Source organism: Serratia sp. PL17 (assembly GCF_017832355.1).
Lineage (GTDB): Bacteria > Pseudomonadota > Gammaproteobacteria > Enterobacterales > Enterobacteriaceae > Serratia.
Map to the genome: position 1 here is coordinate 322,353 of NZ_JAFIBY010000002.1, position 20,197 is coordinate 342,549.

Annotated in this window: 17 protein-coding genes; 8 read left to right on the top strand and 9 right to left on the bottom strand. The window is 57.0% G+C overall.

Going from position 1 to position 20,197, the window contains the following annotated elements:
* The first annotated feature begins 29 nt into the window (after positions 1-29).
* Together JOE25_RS10240 and JOE25_RS10245 are read left to right on the top strand one after the other, a co-directional pair.
* Entirely contained in the window at positions 30-680 is a 651-nt protein-coding gene (locus JOE25_RS10240; RefSeq protein WP_209634762.1) for a MotA/TolQ/ExbB proton channel family protein, read from the top strand.
* Positions 673-1,923: a phospholipase D-like domain-containing protein gene (locus JOE25_RS10245; protein WP_209634765.1), complete on the top strand. Its 1,251-nt coding sequence runs from the start codon at positions 673-675 to the stop codon at positions 1,921-1,923. Before JOE25_RS10240 ends, JOE25_RS10245 begins: the two co-directional genes overlap by 8 nt.
* A gap of 102 nt (positions 1,924-2,025) precedes the next feature.
* Here the strand turns inward: JOE25_RS10245 and JOE25_RS10250 are convergent, their stop codons facing one another.
* The 4 genes from JOE25_RS10250 to JOE25_RS10265 all read right to left on the bottom strand — a co-directional run bounded on the left by JOE25_RS10250 (position 2,026) and on the right by JOE25_RS10265 (position 7,540).
* Entirely contained in the window at positions 2,026-3,135 is a 1,110-nt protein-coding gene (locus JOE25_RS10250; RefSeq protein ID WP_209634768.1) for a P1 family peptidase, read from the bottom strand.
* A 2-nt stretch (positions 3,136-3,137) separates the two neighbouring features.
* On the bottom strand, positions 3,138-4,514 hold the full coding sequence (locus JOE25_RS10255) for an APC family permease (RefSeq protein ID WP_209634770.1): 1,377 nt from the start codon (positions 4,512-4,514) through the stop codon (positions 3,138-3,140).
* Between the two features lie 164 nt (positions 4,515-4,678).
* Positions 4,679-6,187: a CoA-acylating methylmalonate-semialdehyde dehydrogenase gene (locus tag JOE25_RS10260; RefSeq protein ID WP_209634773.1), complete on the bottom strand. Its 1,509-nt coding sequence runs from the start codon at positions 6,185-6,187 to the stop codon at positions 4,679-4,681.
* 12 nt (positions 6,188-6,199) lie between these two features.
* The gene (locus tag JOE25_RS10265; protein WP_209634776.1) at positions 6,200-7,540 is read right to left on the bottom strand and encodes an aspartate aminotransferase family protein; all 1,341 of its coding nucleotides are present in this window, start codon (positions 7,538-7,540) and stop codon (positions 6,200-6,202) included.
* 133 nt (positions 7,541-7,673) lie between these two features.
* Between JOE25_RS10265 and JOE25_RS10270 the strand changes: the two genes are divergently transcribed.
* The gene (locus tag JOE25_RS10270; protein WP_209634781.1) at positions 7,674-8,603 is read left to right on the top strand and encodes a LysR family transcriptional regulator; all 930 of its coding nucleotides are present in this window, start codon (positions 7,674-7,676) and stop codon (positions 8,601-8,603) included.
* Between the two features lie 133 nt (positions 8,604-8,736).
* On the opposite strand, the gene JOE25_RS10275 is transcribed toward JOE25_RS10270, so the two are convergent.
* A complete protein-coding gene (locus tag JOE25_RS10275; RefSeq protein WP_209634784.1) occupies positions 8,737-9,864 on the bottom strand; it encodes an iron-containing alcohol dehydrogenase in 1,128 nt (375 codons plus the stop codon).
* Positions 9,865-10,129: 265 nt separating this feature from the next.
* Between JOE25_RS10275 and JOE25_RS10280 the strand changes: the two genes are divergently transcribed.
* The 3 genes from JOE25_RS10280 to JOE25_RS10290 all read left to right on the top strand — a co-directional run bounded on the left by JOE25_RS10280 (position 10,130) and on the right by JOE25_RS10290 (position 12,678).
* On the top strand, positions 10,130-10,888 hold the full coding sequence (locus JOE25_RS10280) for a response regulator transcription factor (protein ID WP_209634787.1): 759 nt from the start codon (positions 10,130-10,132) through the stop codon (positions 10,886-10,888).
* Between the two features lie 101 nt (positions 10,889-10,989).
* On the top strand, positions 10,990-12,291 hold the full coding sequence (locus JOE25_RS10285) for an FAD-binding oxidoreductase (protein WP_209634791.1): 1,302 nt from the start codon (positions 10,990-10,992) through the stop codon (positions 12,289-12,291).
* Positions 12,292-12,312: 21 nt separating this feature from the next.
* Entirely contained in the window at positions 12,313-12,678 is a 366-nt protein-coding gene (locus JOE25_RS10290) for a cupin domain-containing protein (RefSeq protein ID WP_209634794.1), read from the top strand.
* Between the two features lie 41 nt (positions 12,679-12,719).
* Here the strand turns inward: JOE25_RS10290 and JOE25_RS10295 are convergent, their stop codons facing one another.
* From JOE25_RS10295 to JOE25_RS10310, 4 genes are all read right to left on the bottom strand, one after another.
* Positions 12,720-13,526 (bottom strand): alpha/beta hydrolase, encoded by an 807-nt coding sequence (locus tag JOE25_RS10295; protein WP_209634797.1) that lies wholly within the window; start codon positions 13,524-13,526, stop codon positions 12,720-12,722.
* 98 nt (positions 13,527-13,624) lie between these two features.
* Positions 13,625-14,737, bottom strand: coding sequence for a class II histone deacetylase (locus JOE25_RS10300; protein WP_209634800.1), 1,113 nt, complete (start codon positions 14,735-14,737; stop codon positions 13,625-13,627).
* Between the two features lie 13 nt (positions 14,738-14,750).
* The gene (locus JOE25_RS10305) at positions 14,751-15,923 is read right to left on the bottom strand and encodes an MFS transporter (RefSeq protein ID WP_209634802.1); all 1,173 of its coding nucleotides are present in this window, start codon (positions 15,921-15,923) and stop codon (positions 14,751-14,753) included.
* Between the two features lie 145 nt (positions 15,924-16,068).
* The gene (locus JOE25_RS10310; protein WP_209634805.1) at positions 16,069-16,716 is read right to left on the bottom strand and encodes a LuxR C-terminal-related transcriptional regulator; all 648 of its coding nucleotides are present in this window, start codon (positions 16,714-16,716) and stop codon (positions 16,069-16,071) included.
* Between the two features lie 567 nt (positions 16,717-17,283).
* Here JOE25_RS10310 and JOE25_RS10315 point away from each other — a divergent pair.
* Together JOE25_RS10315 and JOE25_RS10320 are read left to right on the top strand one after the other, a co-directional pair.
* Entirely contained in the window at positions 17,284-18,996 is a 1,713-nt protein-coding gene (locus JOE25_RS10315; RefSeq protein WP_209635289.1) for an arylsulfatase, read from the top strand.
* Complete coding sequence (locus JOE25_RS10320; RefSeq protein ID WP_209634808.1) at positions 18,993-20,177, top strand: anaerobic sulfatase maturase; 1,185 nt, start codon at positions 18,993-18,995, stop codon at positions 20,175-20,177. The genes JOE25_RS10315 and JOE25_RS10320 overlap by 4 nt, the downstream gene beginning before the upstream one ends.
* Positions 20,178-20,197 lie beyond the last annotated feature (20 nt).

Here is a 20,197-nt window from a genome sequence, read left to right on the forward strand (position 1 = left end):
TGAAGGACGATGAACAAGAGGACTGAGCGATGAATGCCAACCTGTTACACGACATTATTTTCTACGTGATGTATGCCGCACTGGCGATTGCGCTGGTGATCATTGTCGAGCGTGCGCTGTATTTCGCTTACACCCAACGTCAGGCGCGTCGGCTGGAGCAGGCGCTGACGCTGGACGTGCGTCGCACCGCCGATTTGCCGGATGAACTGACCCAACGCAACAGCCTGCCGCTGGCGGTGATTTCACCGGTGTTGGAGCAAAAGCACCGTGCCGGCGACCGTGAGGCGATCGGCGATCTGATCGACGCGCAGTACCTGTTGAGTAAACCACTGATGGCGCGTGGCCTGTGGCTGCTGGAAACCATCGTGACGGCCGCACCGTTGTTGGGGCTGTTGGGCACGGTCATGGGGATTATCGAAACCTTTAAGGCGCTGGCTGCCTCTGGCGTGTCTGAGCCGAGCCTGGTTTCTGCCGGCATGGGCACCGCGTTGTATGCGACCGGGCTGGGTATCGCCATCGCGCTGCTGTGCCTGGTCGGGAACAACTATCTGCAAAGCCGCATGGAACGGATAAACGAACTGTTGAAAGTGCTGTTGATCCGCGCCGGTGCGCCGACCAGCCGCCCGGAAAACGGCAGCCGTGAGCAATGGGTTGACAGTGAGGCACCACGCTATGCCTAATGGTCGTCAACCACGGCGGCCGCTGGGCCGCCTTTACACTGCGTTATGGGGTAGCTGTCTGTTGATGTTGAGCCAGAGTGCGGCGGCACGTTTTGAGATCCCCGGCTACGAGCTGGTGTATACCGCGCCGGTAGAAACTGCGTTGCAGGCAGATGACCTGCGCAACACTGCGCAAGTGTGGCAGCAGATGTTTGATGCGGCGAAAACCCGTATCGATCTGGGCCAGTTCTACGTGGCGAATGAACAGGGATCGTTGTTGGACGGTGTATTACAGCACCTGAAAGCCGCGGGCGAACGCGGGGTGAAAATCCGTTTTCTGATGGAAGAGAAGGGCATTCGCATTTCCACCCCTGAGACGCTGGAGCAGCTTAAGGCGATCCCGAACCTGGAACTGCGCATTATCCCTTATCAGCGCCTAAGCGGCGGTATTTTGCATGCTAAATACCTGCTGGTGGACGGTGAACAGGCATTTGTCGGCAGCCAAAACTTTGACTGGCGGGCGCTGGCGCATATCCACGAAACGGGATTGCGCATCAGCGATGCCGGGGTTGTTGGGCAAATCCAGGCGATCTTCGAGCAGGACTGGCAAGCACAGGCCTTGTTGGCCGCGGATAAACCGGTGCCACCACTGCCGTACCAGCCCAATGCCGACACGCCGCAGGGCAACTATTTGGTTGCCAGCCCACGCGCTTACAATCCGGCTGGCGTGATTGACTCGCAGGTTGAGCTGCCGCGCCTGTTGGCGACCGCCAAGCAGCAGGTTCGGGTGCAGGTGATGGATTATGCGCCGCTGTCCTATGGCCCGGAGCGCAGCCGGCCTTACTATGCCGTGATCGACAACGCCCTGCGCAGCGCCGCTGCACGCGGCGTGAAGATCGAGCTGATGGTCGCCAACTGGAACACCAAAAAACCGGATATTGCCTGGCTGAAAAGTTTGTCCGTGGTGCCGAATGTGCAGATAAAGATCGTCACGATCCCCCCGGCAAGCAGCGGGTTCATTCCGTTTGCACGGGTGATCCACAGCAAGATCATGACCATCGATGGGGAAACGGCGTGGATCGGCACCAGCAACTGGACCGGCGGTTATTTGGATAACTCGCGTAATCTGGAACTGGTGTTGCACAACCCGCTGATGAGCCAGCGCGTGGATAAGCTCTACAGCCAGCTGTGGAACAGCGTTTACGCCGAACCGCTTAAGCTGGATTATGACTATCCGACGCCTAAACCGGGCGGCGAGTCCTGAGATTGCGGACCGGCTCACGTCGTGTTAAATCGGGTCGACCAGGGTAGGCCCGATTTAACGCTTTGATTCTGGCATTGGGCGCAGTATGCAGTGCCTCTGGCCTTATTTCCGCCAGCCGCTTTCTTCCAATGCCGTCAGCAATTGCTCCGCGCTCAACCCTTCTGCCCGGTGGCCATTGCCCGAAACGGTATCGGCCGCCAGCAGGGCGTTGATAATCGCTTCTTCCACCGCCTCCGCCGCTGCCTCAAACAACTCAGAAATGTAATCGTTATTGACCATGCGCAGTGGGGTGGTGAATGCCCCTTTGTTGGCGTAGTCGGCAGGCGGCAGCCCGTCGTTGCCCGTGGCGAAAGCGATAAAGATATCGCCGCTGGAGTCTTCGGTGCCGCCGCCGGTGCGGGCAATGCCGATGCTGGCACGCTGGGCCAGTCGTGTACATTGGTGCGGCAACAACGGCGCATCGGTCGCGAGCGTAACAACGATCGATCCCATGCCGGGATGTGGCAGTTGCGGCGTGAATGGCGAGTGAATATGCCCAAGATGGCGACCCACCGGGTATCCGCCCACTAGCAGCGACGCGCGTTTGCCGTGGTTGGCCTGCACGATGGCACCCACCGTCCAACCCCCGCTATCGGCGGGCAGGCGACGGGATGCCGTACCGCTTCCCCCTTTGAACTCATGACAAATCATGCCGCTGCCGCCACCGACCGCACCTTCCTGAGGTAATCCGCTGTGCGCCGCTTGCAGTGCCTGCCGTACGTGCTCCGGCTTGACGTGAAATCCGTTAATGTCGTTGAGCAGGCCGTCGAAGGTTTCCATCACTACCGGCATATTCCAGTACACCGCATTGTCGCCGGCGGGCAGGGCTTCGCGTTCCAGGGCAATCAGGCTGTCACGCACTACCCCGACGCTGTGGGTATTGGTGAAGGCAATTGGGCTGGTGAGCAGACCGGCTTCGCGGATCCATTCCAGCCCCGTGGCGTCACCGTTGCCGTTGAGGACATGCACACCGGCAAAGCAGGGGGATTGCCGGGCCTGGCCGGCACGGGGTTCAATCACCGTAACGCCGGTGCGCACGCTGCGGCCGTCGGCCAGATCGGCGTGGAGGCTGGCGTGGCCAACGCGGACGCCGGGCACATCGGTAATGGCGTTCAGCGGGCCGGCAACGCCGTGGCCGATCTTAATGCCCAAATCCTGAGCGCGCTGCGACATGGTTATTCTCCTTCAATTGAGGGTTCTACGAGCGGGACGGTTTGACGGGTGTGCATGTAACTCAGCACCAGGCCAAAACAGAGGATACCGGCAATGATAATAAAGTCTTTCAGGCTGCTGGCGATCAAAATTGTCCACAGCACGTACAGGCAGCCAAGCAGTGCAATCACTACCGGCAATGGCCACAGTGGCATCAGGTACGGGTGATGGAAATGCACACGGCGGCGGCTGATCAGCGCGGCGATGGCCATGATGATGTACACCAGCAACAGCAGGATCACGGTAAAGGAGGTCAGATCGCCGAGGTTGGAGCAAAAGGCCAGTAGCGCGGAGGGAATGCCGAACAGCAGGGTGGCGATCCACGGGGTACCAAAACGCGGGTGGATCTTTTTCAGTGCCCGGTTTATCTGCGGTAGCCAGAAACCATCACGCCCACTGGAGAACATCATCCGGCTGAACTGTGCCACGATGGCGATGATGGCGTTAAACACGGAGAGATAAATTGCCCCGCTGACCACCCGCGCCAGCGTCGGCCCGCCCAACTGGCTGACCACGTAGCCGACGGGATCCGCCTGTTTGGCCATTTCAACCAAAGACGGTGCGCCGATCAACAGCGCGGTGAAGGGCAGCAATTCGACCAGCACCACGATGACCAGCGTTAACATGATGGCGGTCGCCATCGGTTTGCCCTGTTCACGCATGTCCTCTGCCATGTATACCGCCGCGCCATAGCCGTTGTAGGAAAACAGCGCGACGCCAACCATGGTGACGATCAACGGCACGGAGACCGGCGACAGCCCCCCTTCGGGGTTGAGTATCACCGGTGCGGTGAGTATGTCTGCGCTTTGGTGCGGATTGCTGAATCCCAGCCAGGCGATTAAGCCCAACACCGCGATCTCGACCACCAGAAAGGTGCCGGTCAGCAGGGCATTGGCCTTGATATTGAAAATGGCGCAGGCACCGCCGATCAGGATGGTGATCATACCTGCCGTAGAGGCGTCAAATTGCGTGCCCAGTGCGGTATTTAAATAGGGCACCGCGCCAGTGGCCAGCACTGCCGGGACAAACAGCGCGGCGCTGAGGATAAACAGGTAAGTTTGGAGCCCACATAGGGTGCCGAACAGCCGCTTGATGATGCTGTATTCGCCGCCTGCGCTGGGGTGCGCTGCGCCCAGCTCGGCGTAGCACAATGCAATGGTGGCGGCGATAAAGGCGGCGATCAGGAATGAAATAAAGGCACCGCTGCCGGCGCTGGCAATCGCCAGTGGGGCAATGACAAAGATAGAGCTGGCCGGTGTGACGCCGGAGGCAGTGATCATCACCACGTCGAGGACGCTGAGATTGCCTTTGAATTTATGTTCTGGTGTGGGCTCTTTCATTCAATACCCCATGAACAACGCGTAAGTGAGTGATGTTGCGGGCGGCGATTCATGCAGTAGATCATTGCGATGGCATGTCGTCGCCCGGGCTTGATTAAATGGAACGCGTGGAAAAAGAGGGCGAATGTCTTCGCCCCTGTAATATCGTTATTTCTATAATGAAATTACCCTTGCCCGGACGGGAAGCTGAAGCTGGCATATTGGGCGTCATGGGACGAAGGCCAGCGCTGGGTAATGGTTTTGCGCTTGGTGTAAAACCTGACGGCATCCGGGCCGTAAGCGTGTAAGTCGCCAAACAGTGAACGTTTCCAGCCCCCAAATGAGTGGTACGCCACCGGTACCGGAAGTGCAACGTTGATCCCCACCATGCCGACCTGAATATGGCTGGAGAAGTAACGCGCCGCCTCGCCGTCACGGGTGAACAGACAGGTGCCGTTACCGTATTCATGGGCGTCAATCATTGCCATCGCGTCTTTCAATGAGCCGACCCGCACAACGCCTAACACGGGGCCGAAGATCTCCTCCTGATAAATCCGCATCCCCGGTTGCACGTGGTCAAACAGCGTTGGGCCAAGGAAATACCCCTGGCTCAATTGCCCGTTGTCGCCTTGTACCTTCAGTTCACGGCCGTCGACTACCAGGCGGGCGCCTTCTTCAACACCCTGATCGATGTAGCTTTTTACCTTTTGAAAATGTTGCTGGGTAACCAAAGGCCCCATATCGTTGCGGTTATCATTACCCGCGCCAATTCGCATGTTGGCCATTTGCTGTTGCAAGCCGGCGATCAGGGCGTCGGCGGTATCATCCCCCACCGCGACAACCAGCGGGATTGCCATGCAACGTTGCCCACAGGAGCCGAATGCCGCGCCCATCAGTGCGCTGACGCTACCGGCGATGTCAGCATCCGGCAACACTACAGCGTGGTTTTTCGCGCCGCCCAACGCCTGTACCCGCTTATTCTGGCCACAGCCGGTGTGATAGATGTGTTCAGCCACGGGCGTGGAGCCGACAAAGCTCACCGCCTTAACGCGTGGATCGTGCAGCAGAGTGTCTACGGCTTCGCGGTCGCCGTTGACCAGATTCAGTACGCCGGGGGGTAAGCCGGCCTCCGATGCCAGTTGAGCGATATACAGCGTGGAGGAAGGCACGCGTTCTGACGGCTTCAATACAAAGGTGTTGCCGCATACCACGGCCATTGGCCACATCCACAAGGGGACCATCGCCGGGAAGTTAAAGGGGGTGATACCGGCCACCACACCCAGCGGCTGAAACTCACTCCAGCTGTCGATACCCGGTCCGGCGTCCTTGCTGTGTTCGCCTTTTAGCAGTTCCGGCGCATAGCTGGCGTACTCAATATTTTCGATCCCGCGTTGGAGTTCTCCCATGGCGTCGCTGAGGACTTTGCCGTGTTCGGCGGTAATCAGTTGGCAGATGTGATCGGCGTGCTGTTCCAGCAGCGCTTTAAGACGAATCATGATCCTGGCACGCTTCAACGGCGGTGTATCTCGCCAGGCTGGATAGGCCCGTTCGGCGGCGTCTATGGCACTTTCCACGGTGGCGCGGTCAGCCAGCAAGACCGCCTGATGTGACAGCCCGGTCGCCGGATCGAAGACCGGTTGGCTGCGAGTACCGCCAGTGGCGGACTGGCCGTTGATCCAATGTGCAATTGGCATGGTATTCGTTCCTTATTCTGTGGCGTTGATGGCGTCGCCCAAGGCGTTGATTAACGAATCAATCTGCGCTTCGCTGCTGATAAACGGCGGTGCCAGTTGCAGGGTGTCGCCGCCGTAGCGGACATAAAACCCACTTTCCCAACAGCGCATCGCCACTTCATACGGCCTGCGTGCCGCTTCGCCCGGTCGTGCCGCCAGCGTGATGCCCGCCGCCAGGCCAAAATTGCGAATGTCGGTAACGTGGCGGCAGCTTTGCAATCCGTGCACGGCCTGCTCAAAATACGGCGTCAGCGCCTGAACCCGCTCAATCATCTGCTCGCGCTCAATGATATCCAGCGTCGCCAACCCGACGGCACAGCTAACCGGGTGGGCGGAATAGGTGTAGCCGTGCGGGAATTCGAGCAAATACTCGGGGTCATCGGTGGCCATAAAGGCCTGATAAATCTCTGGGCGAACCACGACTGCGCCCATGGGTTGCGCACCGTTGGTCACCTGTTTGGCGATATTCATCATATCTGGCGTGACACCGAAGGCTTCAGCGCCGGTCAAGGCGCCGCAACGACCGAAGGCGGTGATCACTTCGTCAAAGATCAGCAGAATATTGTGTTGGGTGCAGATCTCACGGATACGTTGCAGATAGCCGACCGGGGGGACAATAACGCCAGCGGAACCGGAAAAGGGTTCGATAATGACGGCAGCGATGGTCGACGCATCACGCAGCGCGATGATCCGGTTCAGTTCTTCTGCCAGATCGGCACCTTGCGCAGGCATCCCGCGCGAAAAGGCGTTTTCCGCCAGCAAGGTATGCGGCAGGTGGTCTGCCTCGGCACTGGTGCCAAAGGCTTTGCGGTTACCGGCAATCCCGCCCACGGCAATCCCGCCAAAGTTGACGCCGTGATAGCCTTTTTCGCGGCCGATAAAGCAGGTTTTTCCTGCCTGACCTTTGGCTCGCCAATAGGCCCGCGCCATTTTTAATGACGTGTCTGCCGCTTCGGAGCCGGAGCCGGTGAAAAAGACATAATCCAGCCCGGCCGGTGTCATGGCTTTAATTTTATTCGCCAACTCGAATGATAAGGCATGGCCGAATTGGAATGCCGGGGAGTAATCCAGTTGGGAAAGTTGTTTATAGGCCGCGTCGGCTATTTCCTGACGGCCATGACCTAATCCGCAGCACCATAACCCGGATAAACCGTCAAAGATTTTACGCCCATCCTGGCTGGTATAATAAACGCCTTCAGCGTGGCTGATGATTCGCGGGTTGGCTTTAAAATTACGGTTACCGGTAAACGGCATCCAATGTGCTTCTAACCATTCACGTTCGGGCTTATTTTCAGGGTGATTTAAATCAGCCATTTTTCCCTCCGGGGGGAGAATAGGTAGGTTTATTAAATTATCTTTCGTGTTAATGAATTGTTGCTTGAAATTGACTATGTTCTGCTTCTTCACTAATGTGAATAATCATATATCGAAACTTACTTAAGGTTTTATGCAAGTAAAAAAGCGCGCACTTTTGGGGCAGTTAGCGGATATGGATTTACGGTTGCTGCGAGTGTTTAAGGCCGTGGTTGACTGCGGCGGCATGAGTGCGGCTGAGCTGGAACTGAATATCAGCCTGTCGACCATCAGCAAGCATATCAAGGATCTGGAGCAGCGTTTGGGGCTGACGCTCTGCCATCGCGGGCGTGAGGGGTTTGCAGTCACTGACGAAGGGCTGTTGATTTATCAGGAAACCATCAATCTCTTGGCGGCGACCGAAGCTTTCCGCCGTGGGGTGGATGATGTGCACCAGCGTTTGGGGGGGCAACTGCATGTGGCGATATTTGATCACACCGTCAGTAATCCTCAGGCACACATCGGCCGGGCGATTGCGTTATTTAGCGAGCAGGCACCGGACGTGTCTTTGCAAATGTATGTGGAACCAATAAATACCATTGAGCGTGGCGTTATTGATGGCCAATTCCAGGTGGGTATTATTCCCATGCACCGTAGTGCAGAAAGTTTATCTTATAGTTCGTTATTTAATGAGAGGATGTTCTTATATTGTGGTGCGCAGCATGAATTATTTTCTGTTAATCATGAAACGCTGAATTGGGATCTGTTGCACCATTATGCCTTTGCCGGTTTAGGCTACCATTCACCGAATATGGAGCTGAGCCTGCAACAGCATTTGCAGCGTAAAGCGACCGGATTTGCTCAGGAGTCGATCGCGACGCTGATCCTTTCCGGCAAGTACGTCGGTTTTCTTCCCGACCACTATGCGGCATTTTTTGTCGCGCAGAATATGATGCGGGCGATCAAACCGTCGCTGTTCTGTTACCACTGTGAGTATTCCAGCGTATTACGGCGTTCACCCAGCCCGCAACGGGTCGTGAAGCTGTTCCACGAGTGCCTGCTGGCGGCTCATGGAACAGCTTGATGTTACTGATCTTTCTTCTTGCTGAAAATTTTGAGCAGCACACCGACCAGTATGCCAATCGCGATGCCGGTGAAAATCCAGCTGATGATACCCATTTCCGATCCCCCGCTATTACGTTGATCTCATTCTATAATCATTCGACGCGGAATGCGCCTTCGATCATCAGCTGACGCTGCGGCGCACTGTAGTCGATCAGCGCGTTCTTGCTGTTGGATTTAGCCAGCGTCACGGCCAGTTCGTCGGCGGACAGGGGCAGATCGTCCTGCCAAAACGTGGCGATGGCGTTGCGGGTAATGAAGTCGATCAGGTAGCGTTCCGGGCTGTCATGTTGTTCGGGGAACAGGCGAGTGGCGAGGTCGGCCATCAGTGCCCGCTGCTGCGGTTGTTCACTTTGAGCCAGCAGCTCGAGGAAAGGCAGCAGCAGACGGCCGCAGACCTGTCCGTGGTGATAATCGCGCAATGCGCCAATTTCACCTGCAATACCGTGGATCACACCCAGTCCTGCGGCACTCAGCGTCAGCCCACCTAAGTAGGAAGCCTGCATGATGTCCTCACGTGCCTGATCGCTGCGGTTGAGCCTGGGCCAGGCTTGCAGGAAGTGGCGGATACCGGTCAGTGACATCTCTCGCGTCATGGCATTGGCGGTTTTGGACAGGTAGGCCTCGAACAAATGGGTGAAGGCATCGATGGCGCAGTAAGCCAGGACCTTATCCGGCGCACCCTGTAGCAGTTGCGGGTCCAGAATAGCGGTATGAGGGACAAAATTGTTATGCCGCAGCGAGGCTTTCACCTTACTGAACTGGGTATCTGTGATGACCGCATTCTGGGTGACTTCGCTGCCGGTACCGGCCGTGGTCGGGATGGCAATCAGCGGCAAGGTGGCCCCACTGATTTTAGTGTCGCCGACTTTTTCCATATAGCGCAGGGTTGGCAGTGGGTGCTCAACCAGGGCGGCAAAGGCCTTGGCGGCATCCAGCACGCTGCCGCCGCCGATCGCCACCACCCGCTGAGCCTTGCCGCGCCAGCGCGCTACCCAGGCGTCGATCTCGTGCGGTGACGCCTCGTGGCTGACGATCTCAGTGCCGATAAGCAGCGGCGTCAACGTGTCCGCCAGCGAAGAATACACCGCGCCATTGAGGAATGAGCGGCAGCTAAACAGCAGCGTCGGCTGCGGTTCTGCGTTCAGTAGCGGGATCAGTTGGCTGATACTGCCGTGGCCGAACCAGGTATGGCGGTTGGCGATCGTCAGGCTGGTTGTCATAGTCTCTCCTTGGCACACGAAAACCACAGCATAAGCCAGCCTCAGCGGCCGAACCACTGCTTTTCACTGCCTGAATGACATTCCATTAATATGTTAACCCAGCATGATTGTGGCAGGGCGCAATAATCTTGCGAAGGTGTGATTTGTTTAACATGTAAACAATTCAGGGATTGCATTTGGCGCCATTGAGTGTTTTTTATAACAAGCAGGCCAGGATGAAGCCGGAGCACAGTGATTGTTAATTTATTAATGATGGCGGGCAGAGATGACTATTCAGGTCGAACGATTATCAGCGGTGATCGACGCGGTGGCGACCCCAGGCTTTTATCCTGGCTTGTTGGCCTGGCTGGAAGGCTTTTTCGCTTTTGATAATGCCATTGTCTACGCCTTTGAACGCGGCCAGGCGCCGCGCTGCCTGATAAAAACCGAGAAGGAAAACAGCGACGCGGTTAACCAACTTTACCAACAGGGCGCCTATCTCCAGGATCCGTTTTATCAGGCGCTGAACGGCGGCGCTGGGGGCGACGTGCTAACGCTGCGCCAGCTCGCGCCCTGCGGTTTCTACCATACTGATTATTACCGTAATTTTTACCGCAAGACCGGCTGGCATGACGAAGCTGGCGTGCTGCTGCCCCTGACGGCGGAACGCGGGCTGGGGGTGTTCTTCGGGTCGGCGCGTCAATCGGTCGGGGTACGCTCCCCCCAACTGGCGGATTTACGCGATGCGCTGACGCTATTGAAAAGCGTCGCTCGTCTGCATGGGGAAGTGATTGCCGCCCCCGCTACGCCGGAAAAGGTAATGGACAAGGCCGTGCAGGCGCGTTATCTGCTGACGCCCCGCGAACGCGAGATTGTGGATCTGATCCTTGAGGGTTGCGGCTCACAGCAGATTGCCGACCGGCTGTTTATTAGCTTGGGCACGGTGAAAAATCACCGCAAGAACATCTACAGCAAGCTGAATATCGGCTCACAGGCTGAACTGTTCAGCTTGCTGTTAGCCACCCCGCTGCGTCGCAGCGCCTGAGTGTTAATTATTTGTTGCGAATGTCCCTAAGGGGATATGGTGGCCGCCGGGTCGCTTGCCGATAATCCGATGATAGAGCCAAGGTCATCGGGAGTGCGGCAGTGAATAATAATATCGAATCCTTAACCTACTACGCGGCAACCAAAAAGTACGATCTGCGCTTCCCGACGTTGGAAGAAGATCTGGACGTTGACGTCGTCATTATCGGTGGCGGCTTCTCCGGCATTAATACTGCCCTGGAGCTGGCGGAGCGGGGCATCACCAATATCGCCATTCTTGAAGGACGTCATCTGGGCTACGGTGGCACCGGCCGCAACGGTGGGCAGGTGATGGCGGGGATCGGCCATGACCTGGAAAAGATCAAACGCCACGTCGGTCCTGCCGGGCTGGAAACCATCTTTAAAATCAGCAACCTCGGCGCCGGGATTATTCGCGAACGCATCAAAAAATACCAAATCGACGCCGATTTTTGCTTTGGCTACGGCTACCTCGGCAGCAACGCGCGCCAGGAAAAAACCCTGCGCAGCTGGCTGAAGGAATTTAAAGCGGTATCGCCTGACGAAGAGATCGAACTTTATACCGGTGCGGAAGTGAAGCAGGTGGTGGGATCGGACGCTTATACCTGCGCGTTGAAACACATGGGCGGTGGGCATGTGCATTCACTTAACCTGCTGCTGGGCGAGGCCAAAGCGCTGAGCGACTACGGTGTGAAAATTTTCGAGAACAGCAGCGTGCTGGGCGTGGAGTACGGTTCGCGCATTAAGGTACGCACCGCCATGGGATCGGTACGCGCCAATAAGATGCTGTGGGCCTGCAACGGTTTTCTCAACGGCATGGAGCCGTTCATCTACAACAAAACCATCAATACCTATGCTTTCCAATTGGCGACCGAACCGCTCCCTGACGCGTTGATCCGGCAGATCAGCCCGATCCGCGGCGCCTACAGCGATATTCGCCCGGTGATCGACTACTACCGGGTGACCAATGAAAACCGGCTGCTGTTCGGCAGTGCGACCCGGTTGATCGAATACATTCCGGCAGATCTCAAAGCCTGGAACCGTAATCTGATGTTGAAGGTGTTCCCCTATCTGCATGACGTCAAAATCGACCTGGCCTGGGGCGGCCCGCTGTGCTGTAGCGCCAACCTGTTCCCGCAGATTGGTACCTTGCCACAGCACGATAACGTGTTCTACGTACAGGGTTACTCCGGCTTTGGCGTCACGCCGAGTCATATCGTCTGCAAGGTGCTGGCGGAGGGCATGAGCGAAGGATCGGATCGTTACGATCTGATGAGTTCGATTCCGCACGTCAATATCTTCGGCAAGGACAAACTGCGGCGGGTGATGACCACTGCCGGCAAAGTTTGGCACCAGACATCCGGCTACTGGAAAGGCCGCCGTTAATTCTTATGAGAGGAGAGAGACATGAAACCATTACTGCTTAAGCAACCGCTGCCTGAATTGCTGGAAATTGGCAGCGTCAGCAACCTGGGTGCCAAAGTGATCGCCGGGGAGCCGAACGTGGGCGTCGCGACTATTTTCGGTGAGCCAACCGATAACCTGAACTGCGGCATTTTTAGCTGTACGCGCGGTACCTTCGTGATGGAATACCCGTTCGCCGAACATGCCACCGTATGGGAAGGCACGGCCACGCTGACTGATGAGAACACCGGTAAATCTGTGCAGTACCAGGCTGGTGACTCGTGGTTTGTCGAGAAGGGCACGCCGGTTCGCTGGGAAATCACCTCCGATCGTTTTGTAAAACACTATCTGGCCATTGTCGAAGGCTGATCCTATTGTAATCCCCTCTCCTGCAGGAGAGGGGAAACCGCTTATCCCAGCACCCGCTCAATAAAACTGCCGATCCGCCTCAGGATCTGATCTTTGTTGGTTTCGTTAAAGCTCTCATGACGCCCACCTGGGTTCACCATAGATTCAAAATCGTTGCCCTTCAGCATGTTGATGGCGGTTTGCGACTGCGCCATGAGCACCAGCCGGTCATCATCACCGTGTATCCATAACGTGGGCAAGGCACCAAAGCCCGGCCCTGCGTTGATTTTGGCCAGCATGTGCTGCATGCCATGCAGCGTCGGGCGTTTGAATGGGCCGTGCCACACCAGCGGGTCGGCCTGGTAGGCAACGCCGACGGCCGGATCGCGCGACAGCGTCGCGGTATCAAGTGGCGTGTCCGGGATCTTCGGTAAATTCAGCAGATCGGAAATCTGGGTTCTTTCGCCAATCAACGGGCCGGAAAGCACCAGCGCACGCACGTTATCACCATAGCGTTGAACGTAGCGGGTGGCGATCATGCCGCCCATGGAATGGCCAATAATCACCAGGGGTACCCCCGGATGCCATTGCTGGAAATGTGCCGCCACGTGGTGAACGTCGTCGACGACGGCGTCATAATCTTCAATTAATACGCGCTCACCCTGCGACAAACCGTGGCCAATGTGGTCGGGGCCAAAGACTCGCGCACCTTGCGCCTCCAGCGTGCGCGCGACGTACTGATAGCGACCGAGATGCTCACCGTAACCGTGTACCAACAGCGCCAGAAAGCGCGGCCGGTCATGGCCCCAATCATGTACCGCGATATCGCCCTGGACACCTTTGATAAAGGTAATTTTCTGTTCAGACATATTATTTTTCTCATCGGTAGGGATAAACGGAAACCCTATTGAGCGTAGCGGCAAAGCGAGGAATTGGTAGGGGCGCAAGATGCTGCGCCCCGAGGCGATTAGCGAATGAATTGCTGTGCCAGGCGATCGATAGCCTGGCGCTGGAACTGGTTGAAGGCTTCACGCGGCTGCTGTTGTTGGATAAAGGCCAGCAGGGGATCCTGTACCTCGGTACGGATACCGCTGAGCTCTTCCATCACCGCCAGGCCGCAGAAGGGGACGTAGGATTCGGCATAACCGCCTTCATGTACCATCACCAATTTGCCACCGCACAGGCGATCGGCGGCGTCCTGCACCAACGCCGTCATGTGACGGAAACTGTCGCTGTGCAGCTGCATACGCGCCAGCGGATCGAGGGCATTAGCATCGTAACCGCAGGCGACAATGATCATTTCTGGTTGGAATTGTTCCAGTGCCGGAATGACAATTTGGCGCATGGCATGCAGATAACCGTCGTCACCGGCCCCGGCCAGCAACGGAATATTGATGTTATAGCCTTCGCCCGCACCGGCCCCGCGATCCTGCTCACCGGAGTATCCTGCAGGGAAGCAACCATCCTGGTGCAGCGACAGCGTTAACACGTCATCCCGCTGCCAGTAGATATGCTGGGTACCATTGCCGTGATGAACGTCCCAGTCGAGCACCGCCACCTTGCCCAGACCGTATTTCGCTTTGGCACGTTCTATGGCTATGGGGATATTGGCCAAAAAGCAAAAGCCCATCGACTGATCCGGCAGACAGTGGTGGCCCGGTGGGCGTGACAGTGCGTAGGCGTTGTCCAGATCGCCCTGCAGCACCGCCTCGACTGCCGCGCAGGCTAGCCCGGCGGACAACTTGGCGATCTCGTAACTGCCGGGGCCGAGCGGCGCCTCCTCACCCAGCATGCCGCCGCCGTTGTCGCTTAACTGTTTGAAGCGTTGTAAATAGTGGGCCGGATGAATGCGCAGCAGGTCTTCATCCGACGCCAGTTCCGCGCTCAGCAGGGTGAGCTGGCGCGACAGACCTGACACGTCCATCAGGTTTTTCATGCGCCGTTTGGTTTCCGGCGATTCGGCATGGCCCGCCCCCGAGGGGGGTTGTACCCAACCGCCAACCGGTAGCGTGGTGGCGTGCAGGCCGGTGCTGTGCCAGAAACAGCGTTCATCAAACAAGAAACCGGTTTTTCTTTTCACCTTTTTACTCCTGTTAAACGGCGCGGCGAACGCGCTGTGAAGCCAACAAAATCAACAGCAGCGACAGCAGCGCACTGCCCAGTGCGCCGACCAACAGTGCGTCGAAGCCACCGAAAGATTCGATCAGATAACCGGCCAGCGTTGGGCCTATCGCCATACCACCGCCAATCACCAGATTGATGTTGTTCATGAGTTTGCCGTTGTTATCCAGGCCGGCAACGCGGGCCAAAATAAACGGCAGTACAAAGGTCCAAGTGAACTTGAACAGCACGGCGGCCGCAGCAAAACGCAGCAATAGGGGTTCCCTGAACAACAGCCCAATACCGGCGATCAACAACGCGTAGCCCAGCCAAATCAGTACATTGCCGCTACGGCGCGCACTGATTAACGCGGCACCGCCGGCACCGACGATGCCAAACAGCGTGGCGGCGGCCAGTACCTGACCGCTGTTGACCGGCGAAAGCCCGGCGGCGGCGGCGATGCTGCCGATAAAGGTCCAGACTGCGCTCAGGCTGATATAAAAGGTCAGCACGGACAGTACGGCGAAGGCTTTACGGATCCACGGAATCGCTGCGGATTGGGTTGTGGTTTGCGCCGGGTGAAACCCGCTGGGGAAGGCGCGGATCAGTGGCAGGCAACACAGCATGATGGCTGCCAGGATCAGATAAACCGCCATCAGGCCAACATGGGCGAACAGCGGCGGCAGTACCAGCAGCCCGACGGTTCCCAGTACCAGTTGGCCCAGCACCCACAGGGCGTAGACTCGGCTGGGGTTGGCGGTGCCGGCGGCGCAGGTGATACACAGGATCATCAGCGTACCGCCCGCCAACGAAGCGACAAAGCGTAGCCCCAATAACAGGCTAAAATCACTGACCAGCGCTGAGGCCAGGTTCCCGGCAATAAATACGGCTGCCGCCAGCGCCGCGATCTGGCGCCAGTTAGCGCGCCCAATCCACCACCAGGCGGGCAGCGTCGCCAGGCTCATTGCGCCCAGTTCGGTGGAAAACAAATGCCCGATTTGTGCTGGGGTGAGGTGCCATTGGCTGGCCAATTGCGCCGCTACCGCTGGGGCTGTCATCAGGATGCCCGGCGCAATGGCGGCAAAGATAATAATGGCAGTCAACAGCCGTGGCGGGCAGGGGAGAGCCGCCCCGGCAGCGGGCACAGAAACGGAATCGCTGGACATAATAATTATCCCCGCAGGTTAAGTCTGAATCAGATATAGCCGCGATGCCGGATTTTAGGCAGGCGGACACCGCGCCAAGGATGGCGAATAATTAACGCGTTGTATGACCAACGCTATAACTCCTTGCTATGACTCGATTTATTTATTAGCCGTGGGCAATAAAGCTGCTGGCGACTAATTCGGTACGATTTACCACGTCGGTTTTGGCAAATATATTCCGCATGTGGGTTTTCACGGTTGAAAGTGAAATGCCTAATTTCAGCGCAATGCGTTTATTGCTGGCTCCTTCGCGTACCATATTCACGATTTCTTGCTCTTTGGCCGTCAGTAATTGGGCTTCCCCCTCGGGCAGCAGATCGCGGGTCGCCAGTTCGATCAACGGCATGACCGCCCGCAAGCGACCACGCTCCAATTCAGTAAAGGGGGTATCGCGGATCAGCGACACGCCAGCGACGATGCGTTTACGTTGCCGGATAAAAATCTCGGTCATGTCGCGCATGTCATTGGGTAGCATAAAATCATGATAATAATGACGATTATTGGCTATCGCCATCGGGCTCATCCCGACCATATTGATATCCTGATGGTGGAAATTGGCCGGTTTGAGCGGATCGATCTGCTGAAAATGGTTCAAATACTGCTGGTGGGTTTTATCGGAAATGCCATGCAAAATATAGTGATCTGGCCGCAGATCGGAATTCACTAAATAAAATACCCCAGCGGACACCGGGATCAGGTGCGCGATGGTGGCCAGGCAGCTAGTGATAAAGGCATCAGGTGGTGCAGTGTGCATGATTCATTTCCTCCCTTTACCCGTCGTCTTTAAACCGCAGCGTGATGAGCGGCAACGTTAAATTCACTGGGTATGTCATTCTGGTACTGGGACGGTACGCGCATCTGTATACAATATGAACGATACAAGCATAGTTGTAGCAATTTCGCAACACAATAAAAACATATTAACAACGTGAGCCTGATTGCAATAAAATACATAAATAACAAGATGCCACTTGGCTCCTCATCCTTGCCTGCACTCGATTTCCAGCCTGTTTCATTAATACATTAATGAAATCTTTATGACGTTTTGCCGCTGAATTTACAGCGGTTTTCGCGCTTTCCGTGGCGCGGACAGTTTTGCGTTCTGCGTGCTACATCTCGGCTTCTTCGTTGCGGCGCCTCGTTCTTAAGAACGATAGCCAGGCTTTTCTATTGCTTCCTACACTGCAAAAAACCGCTCTGGCTATGCCTTGAAGATAACGGCAGCCGGCGGCAAAAGGATAAGACGAAAAAACTATGACCTTTCTCGGGCTGAGGCGTTTGGTTGTTCAACCCGAATGACAATGCAGGGGATGAGGTGATGATGAAGAAGAAAACGCTGGCGGTGGCGCTGGGTAGCGCATTGTCGGGGATAGCACATGCGGCAGACGCCGAACGCCCCAACGTGCTGATCATTCTGGTGGATGATATGGGCTATTCCGACATCAGCCCGTTCGGCAGTGAGATCCCCACGCCCAACCTGCAGGCGCTGGCCGAGCGAGGGGTGCGCATGAGCCAGTATTATACTTCGCCGATGTCTGCCCCGGCGCGATCGATGCTGATGACGGGCAACACCAACCAACAGGCCGGCATGGGTGGCATGTGGTGGTACGAAAGTACGGCGGCGCAGCCGGGTTACGAAATGCGCCTGACCGACCGGGTGACCACGATGCCTGAACGTTTCCGGGACGCTGGCTATGCCACCATGATGGCGGGTAAATGGCACCTGGGCTATGCCGAGGGGGCGAAACCGACCGATCGCGGTTTCGAACGCGCTTTTGCTTTTATGGGGGGCGGTACCAGCCATTTCGACGATGCAAAACCGCTGGGCACGGTCGAAGCCTTCCATACTTTCTACACCCTGAACGGCAAGCGCGTCTCGCTGCCACAGGATTTCTATTCCAGCAAGGCCTACGCTACCCAAATGGCGCAGTGGATCAGCGATACGCCGAAGGATAAGCCTATCTTCGCCTACCTGGCTTTCACCGCACCGCACGATCCCTTGCAGGCACCGGACGACTGGATCGCAAAATTTGACGGCAAGTATGATGCTGGTTACCAGCAGGCCTATCAGCAACGCATTCAGCGGCTGAAGGCATTGGGGATCATTTCTGATAACACGCCCATGCCGACGTTGGCGCTCGATAAAGCCTGGCAGGACATGACGCCGGAGCAACAGAAATACGCGGCAAAAACCATGCAGGTGTATGCGGCGATGATCGCCTATATGGACGATCAGGTCGGTGGGGTGCTAAGGACGCTAAAACAGACCGGGCGTGATAAAAACACGGTGATCATTTTTGCCACCGACAATGGCGCTAACCCGGCCAGCGGCTTTTACTACGGATCTAAGCCGGAGTATTGGCAGCAGTTTGATAACAGTTACGCCAATATTGGCCGCAAAGGGTCCTTTATCTCTTACGGCCCACACTGGGCTAACGTCAGCAATGCGCCGTACGCTAACTACCATAAAACCACCAGCGCGCAGGGGGGGATCAATACTGATTTCATCATCTCTGCGCCGCAGTTAAAAGGCCGGGGCGGCATCGATAAAACGCCCATGGCGGTGTATGACATCGCACCGACGCTGTACGACTACGCCGGTATTGATGCCCGTAAGCAACTGAAGGGAAAACCGACGTTGCCGATGGTTGGCGTCAGCTTCAAGCGGTATTTCAGCGGCGATGCCGACAGCGTGCCGCGCTCAACCTACGGCGTTGAGCTGCACAATCAGGCCGCCTACGTGGATGGCATCTGGAAGCTGCGACGGCTGGTGAAAGCCGGGCCTACGGCGCAAATGGCACCCTGGGGGCTGTTCAATCTGCAGGACGATCCCCTCGAAACACAGGATGTGGCTGCCGCCAACCCCGAGCGGGTTAAGCAGCTGAGTAAGGAATACCAGGAGTACGCTGACAAAGGCATGGTGATAGAAGCCAAAGGCGAAGCGATTGATTACCTTGGGGTGGACGGCAAAACCGGCAACTATATTGGCCTCGATCCCATTACCCATAAGCCCTTGCCGCAGGCGGCAGAATGAACCTGACTCAGCTGCGCGCGCAGCAGATCCCGGTTGCCGTCGAACCGCGTGCCGCGGTGCCTTTCCATCTGTTGGTCAAACCTATCGGGGCTGGTTGTAATCTGGCCTGCAACTATTGCTATTACCCGCAGCGACAGGGCGAGCGACCGCAAAAAATGGACGACGGGCTGCTGGAGGATTTTATCCGTCGCTATATCGCCGCCCAGCCGCGCTACAGCCGCGAGATCAACTTTGTTTGGCAGGGGGGCGAGCCGCTGCTGGCAGGTATCGGTTTTTACAAGCGAGCGCTGGCGCTGCAACAAAAATATGCGCCACCGGGCGTTAGGATCAGCAACAGTCTTCAGACCAACGGCACGTTGCTGAACGCCGCCTGGTGCCGGTGGTTCAAACAGCATGATTTCATTATTGGCGTCAGCCTTGACGGCGACCGGCAGATCCAGGACGCACACCGTCCGGATAAGCGGGGTGGCAGTAGCTATGACGATGCGCTGCGCGGTATTGCGCTGCTGCATCGGCATCACATCGCGTTCAACCTGCTGGTGGTGGTGCATGACGGTGTGGTGGATCGAGCGCAGGCGATGTACGACCATTTTGTTGCGCTCGGTGCACGTTACCTGCAATTTCAGCCCCTGATGCTGGAAGGTGACGCCCCGGATGCCGGCTACGGATTGAGCGCCGCCAACTGGGGGCGCTTTATGCTAGCGATTTACCGTCGCTGGCGCGCACAGAGGCATTGGGGCAAGGTGTTTGTGATGAACATCGAACATGTTTACGCGCAGTACTTCACCCAGGTCAGCCCCAGCTGCGTGCATGCCGAACGCTGCGGCGGCAATTTGGTGATGGAGCCGGATGGTCGGCTCTACGCCTGCGATCATCTGATGGACGCGCAGCATTATCTGGGGCATTTCGATCAACATACGCCCTTCGCGGACGCGGTATCGGCGGCAACGGCCATGGACTTCGGCCGGGTCAAAAGCCTGCGCCGCGAATGCCAGAGCTGCAGCGTGAAAACTGTCTGCCAGGGCGGCTGCCCGGCGCACATCGGTGCGGATCGCTATAACCGGCTGTGTGCGGGCTATTACGCCTTCTTTTCTGCGCTGCTTGAGCCGCTGCGTGCTTACCCGCGTAGCCCCCAGGGCGCCATGCAATGGCGCAGTGCTGTGAGCGGCAGCACAGCTTGAGCCCCTCTCGTCCTTTAGGA

What these genes read in the sequence shown, in the direction of transcription:
- JOE25_RS10250 (WP_209634768.1), bottom strand. Translation starts at nt 3,135, where the DNA reads ATGTCGCAGCGCGCTCAGGATTTGGGCATTAAGATCGGCCACGGCGTT.
- JOE25_RS10320 (WP_209634808.1), top strand. Translation starts at nt 18,993, where the DNA reads ATGAACCTGACTCAGCTGCGCGCGCAGCAGATCCCGGTTGCCGTCGAA.
- JOE25_RS10305 (WP_209634802.1), bottom strand. Translation starts at nt 15,923, where the DNA reads ATGTCCAGCGATTCCGTTTCTGTGCCCGCTGCCGGGGCGGCTCTCCCC.
- JOE25_RS10265 (WP_209634776.1), bottom strand. Translation starts at nt 7,540, where the DNA reads ATGGCTGATTTAAATCACCCTGAAAATAAGCCCGAACGTGAATGGTTA.
- JOE25_RS10280 (WP_209634787.1), top strand. Translation starts at nt 10,130, where the DNA reads ATGACTATTCAGGTCGAACGATTATCAGCGGTGATCGACGCGGTGGCG.
- JOE25_RS10240 (WP_209634762.1), top strand. Translation starts at nt 30, where the DNA reads ATGAATGCCAACCTGTTACACGACATTATTTTCTACGTGATGTATGCC.
- JOE25_RS10290 (WP_209634794.1), top strand. Translation starts at nt 12,313, where the DNA reads ATGAAACCATTACTGCTTAAGCAACCGCTGCCTGAATTGCTGGAAATT.
- JOE25_RS10315 (WP_209635289.1), top strand. Translation starts at nt 17,284, where the DNA reads ATGAAGAAGAAAACGCTGGCGGTGGCGCTGGGTAGCGCATTGTCGGGG.
- JOE25_RS10275 (WP_209634784.1), bottom strand. Translation starts at nt 9,864, where the DNA reads ATGACAACCAGCCTGACGATCGCCAACCGCCATACCTGGTTCGGCCAC.
- JOE25_RS10270 (WP_209634781.1), top strand. Translation starts at nt 7,674, where the DNA reads ATGCAAGTAAAAAAGCGCGCACTTTTGGGGCAGTTAGCGGATATGGAT.
- JOE25_RS10310 (WP_209634805.1), bottom strand. Translation starts at nt 16,716, where the DNA reads ATGCACACTGCACCACCTGATGCCTTTATCACTAGCTGCCTGGCCACC.
- JOE25_RS10245 (WP_209634765.1), top strand. Translation starts at nt 673, where the DNA reads ATGCCTAATGGTCGTCAACCACGGCGGCCGCTGGGCCGCCTTTACACT.
- JOE25_RS10255 (WP_209634770.1), bottom strand. Translation starts at nt 4,514, where the DNA reads ATGAAAGAGCCCACACCAGAACATAAATTCAAAGGCAATCTCAGCGTC.
- JOE25_RS10260 (WP_209634773.1), bottom strand. Translation starts at nt 6,187, where the DNA reads ATGCCAATTGCACATTGGATCAACGGCCAGTCCGCCACTGGCGGTACT.
- JOE25_RS10295 (WP_209634797.1), bottom strand. Translation starts at nt 13,526, where the DNA reads ATGTCTGAACAGAAAATTACCTTTATCAAAGGTGTCCAGGGCGATATC.